We start from the raw sequence: 9,018 nt of genomic DNA, 5'->3' as shown, positions 1-9,018 counted from the left end.
GCCCTCAGACCGACCGGGCGTGCGCCGCGAGCCGGTCGAAGGCCGCGTCCAGCCCGGCGTCGACCACCTGCGCCTCGGGGTGGTCGTCGAACCAGGAGACCTGCTCCTCGGCGCCGATGTCGTAGGTGATGGTGGTGCCGAACTCGGGGACGAGCGTGCGCACCTTCGAGCTGTCGAAGACCATCGAGTGCGCCTTGTCGCCCACCAGGCCGGGGCCCAGGTCGGGCAGCGCCCGCGCGATCGTCTCGGACGCGACGTGCACCAGGTCCGGGCTGCGCACGCCCGCGGCCTCGGCCAGCCACGTGTAGATCTGGTCCCAGGTGGGCGCGTGCGTGCCGGTGATGTGGAAGGTGTCCCCCACGGCGAGCGGGTGGCCGAGCAGGCCCACGAACCCGACCGCGAAGTCCTCGGTGTGCGTGATGGTCCACAGCGAGGTGCCGTCCCCGTGCACGACGACGGGCTTGCCCGCGCGCATGCGGGCGACGTCCGTCCAGCCGCCCGACGTCGGCAGCACCGTGCGGTCGTAGGTGTGCGACGGCCGCACGATCGTGGCGGGGAACCCGTTCTCCCGGTACTCCCGCACCAGCAGGTCCTCGCACGCGATCTTGTCGCGGGAGTACTGCCAGAACGGGTTGCGCAGCGGCGTCGACTCCCGCACGGGCAGCCGCGACGGCGGCGTCTGGTAAGCGGACGCCGAGGAGATGAACACGTACTGCCCGGTGCGGCCCGCGAACTGCGCGACGTCGCGCGCCACGTGCTCCGGCCCGAACGCCCGGAACTGGGCGACGACGTCGAACTCCCGGCCGCGCAGGGCGGCCGCCACGGCCTCGGCGTCGTTCGCGTCGGCGACCAGCGTCTCCACCTCGGACGGCACCGTCCGGATCGAGGATCTGCCCCGGTTGAGCACCGTCACCCGGTGCCCGAGCCGTGCGGCTCTGGCCACCGAGGCATGACTGATGATTCCGCTTCCACCGATGAACAGGATGCTCTTGGACATGGCACCAATCCTTGCACCGTGCACCCCGTCTGCGCTGGTCGGGGGCGAGATCGGTCCGGCCTTCGGACACCCGCAGACCGGACCCCGGACCTCGCCCCGCGACCGTCGTCAGCGCTGCACGCGCGCGCTGCCCCCGCCGGCCAGCTTGGCCACCTCGGCGAGCGTCGCCATGGTGGTGTCGCCGGGTGTGGTCATGGCCAGTGCGCCGTGCGCCGCGCCGTACTCGACGGCCTCCTGGAGCGAGCCGAGCTCCATGAGCCCGTAGGCCAGGCCGGAGGCGAACGAGTCGCCGCCGCCGACGCGGTCGAAGATCTCCAGGTCGGCCCGGTGCGTCGCCTCGGCGAAGCCCTCCTTGCGGGACCAGGCGATGGCGCCCCAGTCGTTGCGCGACGCCGACCGCACTCCGCGCAGGGTCGTGGCGATCACCTGGAAGTTCGGGTAGGCCTCCGAGGCCGTCTCGATCATGGCCCGGAACGCGCCCGTGTCCAGGTCCGTCAGGTTCTCGTCGACGCCCTCGACCTCGAAGCCGAGCGAGGCCGTGAAGTCCTCCTCGTTGCCGATCATCACGTCCACGTGCTGCGCCAGGCGCCGGTTGACCTCGCGCGCCCGCTCCTCGCCGCCGATGCCCTTCCACAGCGAGGGCCGGTAGTTCAGGTCGTACGAGACGATGGTGTCGTGCCGGCGGGCCGCCGACATCGCGGCCTCGGCGACGTCGGCCGACGACTCCGAGAGCGCGGCGAAGATGCCGCCGGTGTGCAGCCAGCGCACGCCGCGGGAGAACAGCGCGTCCCAGTCCACGTCGTCGGGCTGCATCTGCGCGATCGCGGTGTTGCCGCGGTCGCTCACGCCCACCGCGCCGCGCGCGCCGAAGCCGCGCTCGGTGAAGTTGAGGCCGTTGCGCACCGCGCGCCCGATGCCGTCGTACGGCACCCACTGCACGTACTGCGTGTCGAGGCCGCCCGTGAGCATGAAGTCCTCGACGAGCCGGCCGATCTCGTTGTCGGCCAGCGCCGTGACGATCGCGCCGCGCAGGCCGAAGCAGCGCCGCAGGCCGCGCGCCACGTTGTACTCGCCGCCGCCCTCCCAGACGTCGAAGCTGCGGGCGGTGCGCACCCGGCGGTCGCCCGGGTCGAGGCGGAGCATGACCTCGCCGAGGGCGACGACGTCGTAGGCGCTCTCCTCGGCGGGACGGACGTTGAGCGAGGTCATCGGTTCTTCTCCTGGTCGATCTTGGCGGCGTCGATCTTGGCGGCGTCGATCTTGGCCGCGTCGATCTTGGCCGCGAGGTCCACGGCGTCGCGGGTGCGGCGGGTGATCTCGGCCCAGTCCCCTGCGGTGACGAGCGCGCGGTCGACCATCCAGGACCCGCCGACGGCCAGGACCGGCTTCAGGCCGAGGTAGTCGCCGAGGTTGGCGGCGCTGACGCCGCCGGTGGGCACGAACCGCAGGCCGGGGAACGGCGCGGAGAACGCCTTGATCGCGGCGGGCCCGCCCACCACGGAGGCGGGGAACAGCTTGACGACGTCGACGCCGAGGTCGAGCGCCGCCATGATCTCGGACGGCGTGGCGACGCCCGGCAGCACGGGGATGCCGTGCTCCTGCGCGCGGCGCACGACGGCGGCCGACAGCCCCGGGGACACGATGTAGCGGGCGCCCGCGTCGACGACGTCGTCGACCTGGGCCACGGTGGTGACGGTGCCTGCGCCGACCACGACGTCGGGCTGGTTCTTCGCGACCGCGCGGATGGCGTCGAGGCCGCCCGCGAGGCGCAGCGTGATCTCGGCGACGGGCAGCCCGCCGGCCACGAGCGCGTCCGCGAGCCGGGCGCCCTCGTCGGCGCCGTCGACCACGACGACCGGCACGAGCCGGTGCGCGGCGAGCGCCTCGAGGACCGGGTTGTCGGGGGATGACATGCGTGCTCCGTTTCGCTATGGTGAACGCTTGTTGTTCACTGCGAAACGCATGCTACGTGAGGGAGTCCCATGGAAGCCAGCCCGCTCGGCGGCGTGGACAAGGCGCTGCTGGCCCTCGACACCCTCGCGGGCTTCGGCGCCGCGGGCGCGCCCCTGTCCACGCTGGCCCAGGCCGTCGGGGTCAGCAAGCCGACCCTGCACCGCACGCTCGCCGCGCTGCGGCACCGCGGGTACGCCGAGCAGACGGCGGACGGCGCCTACCGCCTCGGCCCCTCGGCGCTGGCGCTCGGCAGCTCCTACCTGGCCGAGGAGAACCTGCCCGCGCTGCTGCACCCGGCCCTGATGGCGCTCAGCGCGGAGGTCGACGAGCTCGTGCACCTGGGCGTGCTCGCCGGGCGCGAGGTGGTCTACCTCGACAAGGTCGAGCCGCAGCGCGCGGTCCGCGTCTGGTCCGCCGTCGGACGCCGCCGCGCCGCCGCGACCACCGCGCTGGGCCGGGCCCTGCTGTCGGTCCAGGACCTCGACGACGCCGCGCTCGACCGGTTCGCCGGCACGGACACCGGGACGGGGCACCTGCGCGACGTGCTGAGCGAGGCGCGCCGGAGCGGGATCGCCGGGGAGACCGAGGAGAACGAGCGCGGCATCGCGTGCATCGCCGTGCCGCTGCTGCGGGCCGGCCGCGGCGTCGCGGCGGTCAGCATCACGGCGCCCGTGGAGCGGCTGCGCGGCGCGGCGCGGGCGGAGCGGGTCGGCGCGCTGCGCGGGTTGCTGCCACCCCTCCTCCCGGCGGGCCTGTCGCTCCCGCCGACGTCCGCCTGACGGCGTACCACCCACCTGACCCGCCGACCCCACCCCGCCGAGTCAGCCAGTTGGTCCGACCAGGTGACTGACTCACCCTCCCCGACTCTGCCGAGTCAGTCAGGTGGTCCGACCAGGTGGCTGACTCGGCATCGCCGACCACCTGACTGACTCGGCCAACCGACTGACTCGGCGACGCACGCGGGCATGACGAAGGCCCGGCCACCCCTGACGGGGTGACCGGGCCTTTCGTCTGCGGTCCGGCGACTACCGGGCGATCACGCCCCGCCGGCCGCCATCTGGCCCGACGGCGGCAGGTCGCGCGGCACCAGACCGGCGCCCGCGGGCACCGACTGGGGCTCGGCCTGGGTCGGACGACGACGCTCGTCGCGCTCCGTACCTCGGAACGTGAACTCGCCGAGGATGCCCTCGCCCTCGCCGTCGACGATCACCAGCTGACCCGCCGTGAGGTCGCCGAACAGGATCTTCTCGGACAGCGTGTCCTCGATCTCCCGCTGGATCGCCCTCTTGAGCGGACGGGCGCCGAGCACCGGGTCGTAGCCCTTCTCCGCCAGCAGACGCTTCGCGGCGGGGGTGAGCTCGATGCCCATGTCCCGGTCGCGCAGGCGACGGTCGAGCTTCGCGATCTCCAGGTCGACGATCTCGATGATCTCGTTCTGGGAGAGCTGCGGGAACACGACCACGTCGTCGACGCGGTTGAGGAACTCGGGCCGGAAGTGCTGCTTGAGCTCCTCGTTGACCTTCGCCTTCATGCGCTCGTAGGAGGTCACCAGGTCGCCGCCGGCGTTGAAGCCGGTCTGGACGCCCTTGGCGATGTCCCGCGTGCCCAGGTTGGTGGTCATGATGATCACGGTGTTCTTGAAGTCGACCACGCGACCCTGCGAGTCCGTGAGGCGACCGTCCTCGAGCACCTGCAGCAGCGAGTTGAAGATGTCGGCGTGCGCCTTCTCCACCTCGTCGAACAGGACCACGGAGAACGGCTTGCGCCGCACCTTCTCGGTGAGCTGGCCACCCTCGTCGTAGCCGACGTATCCGGGCGGGGAGCCGAACAGTCGCGAGACCGTGTGCTTCTCCGAGAACTCGGACATGTCGAGCTGGATGAGCGCGTCCTCGTCACCGAACAGGAACTCGGCGAGCGCCTTGGCGAGCTCGGTCTTACCGACACCAGTGGGGCCGGCGAAGATGAACGAGCCACCGGGACGCTTCGGGTCCTTGAGGCCGGCCCGCGTACGGCGGATGGCCTGCGACAGGGCCTTGATGGCGGTCTCCTGGCCGACGACCCGCTTGTGCAGCTCGTCCTCCATGTGGAGCAGCCGGCTGGACTCCTCCTCGGTGAGCTTGACGACCGGGATGCCCGTGGACATCGCGAGGACCTCGGCGATCAGCTCGTCGTCGACCTCCGCGACCGTGTCCAGGTCGCCCGACTTCCAGGCCTTCTCCTTGTCCGCGCGGACCTGCGTGAGCTGCTTCTCCTTGTCACGCAGCCCGGCGGCCTTCTCGAAGTCCTGCTCGTCGATCGCCGACTCCTTCTCGCGGCGCGCCTCGGCGATGGACTCGTCGAGCTCCTTGAGCTCCGGCGGCGCCGTCATGCGACGGATGCGGAGCCGGGCCCCGGCCTCGTCGATCAGGTCGATCGCCTTGTCCGGGAGGAACCGGTCGTTGATGTACCGGTCCGCGAGCGTGGCGGCGGAGACCAGCGCGGAGTCCGTGATGGACACGCGGTGGTGCGCCTCGTAGCGGTCGCGCAGACCCTTGAGGATCTCGATGGCGTGCTCGAGCGACGGCTCGGCCACCTGGATCGGCTGGAAGCGACGCTCCAGGGCCGGGTCCTTCTCGACGTACTTGCGGTACTCGTCGAGGGTGGTGGCACCGATCGTCTGCAGCTCACCGCGAGCCAGCATGGGCTTCAGGATGGAGGCGGCGTCGATCGCGCCCTCGGCGGCACCCGCACCCACCAGGGTGTGGATCTCGTCGATGAACAGGATGATGTCGCCGCGGGTGCGGATCTCCTTGAGCACCTTCTTGAGGCGCTCCTCGAAGTCACCGCGGTAGCGCGAGCCGGCCACGAGGGCGCCCAGGTCCAGCGTGTAGAGCTGCTTGTCCTTGAGCGTCTCGGGGACGTCGCCCTTGACGATGTCCTGGGCGAGGCCCTCGACGACGGCCGTCTTGCCGACGCCAGGCTCGCCGATCAGCACCGGGTTGTTCTTGGTGCGGCGGGACAGCACCTGCATGACCCGCTCGATCTCCTGCGTGCGCCCGATGACCGGGTCGAGCTTGCCCTCGCGCGCGGCCTGGGTGAGGTTGCGGCCGAACTGGTCGAGCACGGCCGAGCCCGCGGGCTGACCTTCCTGAGGGCCACCGGCGGAGACAGGCTCCTTGCCCTGGTAGCCGCTCAGCAGCTGGATGACCTGCTGGCGAACCTTGTTCAGGTCGGCACCCATCTTGGTGAGCACCTGTGCGGCAACGCCCTCACCCTCGCGGATGAGGCCGAGCAGGATGTGCTCGGTGCCGATGTAGTTGTGACCGAGCTGCAGCGCCTCGCGGAGCGACAGCTCAAGGACCTTCTTGGCGCGCGGCGTGAACGGGATGTGGCCGCTCGGCGCCTGCTGCCCCTCACCGATGATCTCGGTGACCTGGGTACGGACGCCGTCGAGCGAGATCCCGAGCGACTCCAGCGCCTTGGCGGCCACGCCCTCACCCTCGTGGATGAGGCCGAGCAGGATGTGCTCCGTGCCGATGTAGTTGTGGTTCAGCATCCGCGCCTCTTCCTGGGCGAGGACGACGACCCGACGGGCGCGATCCGTAAATCTCTCGAACATGTGCTGCTCCCTCACGAGCGGCGTACACCTGCACCGGCGGTACCAGGCCTGACCGCAATGACTCTATGCGCTCCCAACGCGCCCATGTACCGGTTGATGCCCATGTTCGCCAGGGGCGTGACGATGTACCACCCGCGGACGGCAAAGTCCGGGCCGGCACGCGGCGACACGCCCGGACAAGCGGATTAGACGGCGAGTCCGGGCTGATTCCCGGCCGATTCCGGCGAAGGTCGTTGACGCCTCCCCGCGTACCCGGCAGTCTCGTTGTCAGACCCGCACCCGCGCCGGGAGGCCACATGGCGGACGAACCGAGCCCGACCCCCGAGTCCTGGGAACAGATCGTCGCGCGCTTCGCGCGCTTCTCCGGCGTCGTCGGCGAGGTCGACGACCCGCTGACCTGGGGCCTCGACCTCGTCGAGGAGGAAGTCACCGGAGTGTCCGACAGCACGGACCCCACGGAGGAACGCTTCCTGCGCTCCTACCGCACCTTCGCCGGCGAGACGGTGGAGGTCGAGACCCTGCGCGTCCCGGCCACCCCGGCACAGGTCGAGGACATCGTCCGGGCCGCGTGCAGCGGCGCGCTCGTCGCCCCGCTGCATGCCGACGTCGACCCGGGCGCCTCGCCCGAGGTGGCCGACGTGGCCGAGCTCGCCGAGTCGTACCAGGACTACCGCAGCGCGATGCGGGCCATCGTCGCCGAGGTGGACGACGTCCCGTGCGAGACCCGCCAGTTCCACGTCGACGGCACGGCCAAGCGCTGCATGCGGGTCACCGTGCGCAACGTGACCGCCGTCTACTCCCCCGCCGCCGACCGTGCGGTGGTGGTCACGGGGCCCGCCGACCTGGTGGACCGGATCGACGTCATCACGCGGCCGATCCGCAACCTGCTCCACGGCGAGGAGGGGCCACGGTTCTGAACGGCTGCGCGGCCTCGGCGGTAGGATCGCCGCCGTGATCCGCACCATCGCCTCCGCCGCAGCGCTGCGGCCGACGGCACGTCACGTCACGGCACGTCGCCGGCTCTCCCTGACCCTGCTCCTCCTGTTCGTGCTTGCTCTGGTGGGCACCGCCGTCGTCGGGCAGCGGGCCGTGGCCGCCGAGCGCAGCGGCGACGACATCTGGGTGAGCGCCGACGGCGTCGCGTTCGAACGCGGGCGGGAGAGCGACGAGGTCACGTACGTGGTCCGGTCGCCGACGTCGAAGAGCGCCCGGTCGTACTCGCGGGACCTGACCCGGTCCGAGCAGAACCAGGGCTGGACGTCGTTCCGGGAGGCCCGCCAGGCCTACCCGGACGGCTACTGCGTGGTGTGGGTCGAGGTCGAGGACGCGAGCAGCTGGCACGAGTCGGGCAACAGCAGCGTGTGCACCGCCGCCGAGCAGGCCCCGGCCCCCACCTCCACGCCGACGCCGACGCCCACGCCCGAGGCCGAGGAGACGACGGAGGCCACGCCCACGCCGACCGCCACGGCCCCGCCGGTCGCGGCCGAGCCCGCGGCGCCGACGTCGACCCCGACGCCCACGCCGACGAGCAGCCCGACCGCCTCCGCCACGCCCAGCCCGACGCCGTCGCCGACGGTCTCGGCGACACCCAGCCCCTCGCCGTCCCCGTCGTCGACCCCGGCGCTGCTGCCCGACCTCGGCCAGCCCGCCGCGGCCACCGTGCAGACCCCCGTCGCGGACGAGGACGAGGTGATCACGCCGCTCGGCTGGGTCGCGGTGCTCGGCGGCGGGACGCTGCTGGCGCTGGGCGGCCTGCTCGTGCTCTGGCGCCGGCTCACCTGACGCGCCGCCGGCCCGGGCCACCGGCCAGGGACCGCCCCCGCCGTCCGCCCCGGCCGGACCGCGCCGCCCGGGGCAGACTGAGGCGGTGACCACTCCCGCAGGCCTCCTGCTGACCCCCGGCGCGGGCGCGAACCGCGACAGCCCGGCGCTCGTCACGGTCGAGCGCACCCTGGCCGACGCCGAACCGCCCTTGCCCGTGCGCCGCGCCGACTTCCCGTACCGCCTGGAGGGACGCCGGATGCCGGACCGGGCGCCGGTCGCCGTCGAGCACCTGCGGGCCGTGGCCGCCGCCTGGGCGGAGGAGCTCGGTGTGGGCACGGACCGGCTGCTCCTGGGCGGGCGGTCGTACGGCGGGCGGATGTGCACCATGGCGGTCGCCGAAGGGCTGCCCGCCGCCGGCCTCGTGCTGCTCAGCTACCCGCTGCACCCGCCGGGGCGGCCGGAGAAGCTCCGGGTCGAGCACTTCGGGCGGATCGAGGTGCCCACCCTCTTCGTGTCCGGCGACAAGGACCCGTTCGGCACGCCCGAGGAGCTCGCGGAGCACGTCGCCGCGATCCCCGGGCCGGTCACCACCGTGACGCTGTCCGGCGCGCACGACATGCGCGGCGTCGCGCGCGAGCAGGCCGTGGCCGACGCGGTGGCGACCTGGGTGCGGAACGTGTCCGACCCTCAGGTCCCCCGGGGGACC

8 protein-coding genes are annotated in these 9,018 nt (G+C 72.4%); 4 read left to right on the top strand and 4 right to left on the bottom strand.

Annotated features, from left to right (window positions below):
• Positions 1-4 precede the first annotated feature (4 nt).
• From ACFWEJ_RS24025 to eda, 3 genes are all read right to left on the bottom strand, one after another.
• Positions 5-997 carry an NAD-dependent epimerase/dehydratase family protein gene (locus ACFWEJ_RS24025; RefSeq protein ID WP_377231701.1) on the bottom strand — a complete coding sequence of 331 codons (993 nt, stop codon included), beginning with the start codon at positions 995-997 and terminating at the stop codon, positions 5-7.
• A 108-nt stretch (positions 998-1,105) separates the two neighbouring features.
• Positions 1,106-2,206: a sugar kinase gene (locus ACFWEJ_RS24020; RefSeq protein WP_377231700.1), complete on the bottom strand. Its 1,101-nt coding sequence runs from the start codon at positions 2,204-2,206 to the stop codon at positions 1,106-1,108.
• Positions 2,203-2,910, bottom strand: a complete 708-nt coding sequence (eda, locus tag ACFWEJ_RS24015) for a bifunctional 4-hydroxy-2-oxoglutarate aldolase/2-dehydro-3-deoxy-phosphogluconate aldolase (protein WP_377231699.1) — start codon at positions 2,908-2,910, stop codon at positions 2,203-2,205. The genes ACFWEJ_RS24020 and eda overlap by 4 nt, the downstream gene beginning before the upstream one ends.
• A 69-nt stretch (positions 2,911-2,979) precedes the next feature.
• Between eda and ACFWEJ_RS24010 the strand changes: the two genes are divergently transcribed.
• Positions 2,980-3,729, top strand: a complete 750-nt coding sequence (locus ACFWEJ_RS24010; protein WP_377231698.1) for an IclR family transcriptional regulator — start codon at positions 2,980-2,982, stop codon at positions 3,727-3,729.
• Between the two features lie 257 nt (positions 3,730-3,986).
• On the opposite strand, the gene ACFWEJ_RS24005 is transcribed toward ACFWEJ_RS24010, so the two are convergent.
• Complete coding sequence (locus ACFWEJ_RS24005) at positions 3,987-6,548, bottom strand: ATP-dependent Clp protease ATP-binding subunit (RefSeq protein WP_377231697.1); 2,562 nt, start codon at positions 6,546-6,548, stop codon at positions 3,987-3,989.
• Between the two features lie 296 nt (positions 6,549-6,844).
• On the opposite strand from ACFWEJ_RS24005, the gene ACFWEJ_RS24000 reads away from it, so the two are divergent.
• From ACFWEJ_RS24000 to ACFWEJ_RS23990, 3 genes are all read left to right on the top strand, one after another.
• The gene (locus tag ACFWEJ_RS24000; RefSeq protein WP_377231696.1) at positions 6,845-7,465 is read left to right on the top strand and encodes a hypothetical protein; all 621 of its coding nucleotides are present in this window, start codon (positions 6,845-6,847) and stop codon (positions 7,463-7,465) included.
• Between the two features lie 34 nt (positions 7,466-7,499).
• Positions 7,500-8,330, top strand: coding sequence for a hypothetical protein (locus tag ACFWEJ_RS23995; RefSeq protein WP_377231695.1), 831 nt, complete (start codon positions 7,500-7,502; stop codon positions 8,328-8,330).
• Positions 8,331-8,415: 85 nt separating this feature from the next.
• On the top strand, positions 8,416-9,018 hold a 603-nt coding region (locus ACFWEJ_RS23990; protein WP_377231694.1), incomplete at its 3' end, for an alpha/beta family hydrolase.

Origin of the sequence: Promicromonospora sp. NPDC060204 (assembly GCF_042728455.1) — a bacterium.
GTDB lineage: Bacteria > Actinomycetota > Actinomycetes > Actinomycetales > Cellulomonadaceae > Promicromonospora.
This window is presented reverse-complemented; position numbering and strand designations above follow the sequence as displayed.